This is a genomic window from Streptococcus sanguinis, from assembly GCF_020729765.1.
Classification (GTDB): domain Bacteria; phylum Bacillota; class Bacilli; order Lactobacillales; family Streptococcaceae; genus Streptococcus; species Streptococcus sanguinis_Q.
In genome coordinates, this window is record NZ_JAJEPD010000090.1 from 1 (window position 1) to 898 (window position 898).

General features: G+C 33.6%; 1 pseudogene. It reads right to left on the reverse strand.

Features of this window, described 5'->3' with window-relative positions:
* A pseudogene (locus K4H96_RS11710) lies at positions 1-898 on the reverse strand (ABC transporter permease); the annotation flags it as partial.

Below are 898 nucleotides of genomic sequence, written 5' to 3' on the forward strand. Positions count from 1 at the left end.
TTGCTTCTTCTCCATTAGTAACAGATTCATTTTCAATACCCAAAAACTCCAGTCTTTTCCAATCTTTTACTGCACTCCATGGTTCTAAATGCTTTATCTGTATATTCATCTTTGATTGACTAGCCTTTGTTTCCCGTAAAAAGACTCCTGAAACAACTATTATGCTAGAAATAACCGCAAGCCATACGATAAAAACGAGGCTGTTTTTGGCCTTGTTTTTTATAATTTCAATAGGTTTTTCAACCTGAATCGTCAGCCAAAATAAAACAAAGGTGATGAGATCAATGATTTGAAAAATTATAAAATTGGTTAGAAGTAGAGAGAAGAATAACTTGGAACTATAGGTGAAGAGACCACTCCCCAGAAAAGAGCCATAGAAAACCATCAATAAAGCAACTAAAATCAGCTCAAAAGTAACAGAAATTAAGTAATCCTTTTTTAGGTTATACACAGGTAATCCTAAAGAACGTCTTATCACCCCTTCTTTAATCTTTCTCGCTCTAACAACAAATAAAACAACTAATAAGGTTAAGTAAATTGAAATCATTAACAAAAATCTTAAAGAGCCAGTAAATTGTATCATTCCTCCCATATACCAAGGGTAAGCCATATATACTACTTGCAGACCTGTAGACGTAAGTTTTTTTAAATCATTTGAATCTATTTCCCCTAGAGTATAGTACATCCCTGTTATCGGTACAGACTTTAACTGTTCATAGCTGGCATCATCAAGATTTATATAAGTCAACTGCCCTGAATTCTGAACCACCGGCTTGTATATTTTAACTTTTTTTTCTTCTGATAGGCCACTAATCATTTGATACACTTCTTCATTAGAAAGATTGCTTTTCCCTTGAATGGAGAAGGCACCATCAATTGGTAAAGGTATTGGTTTTTG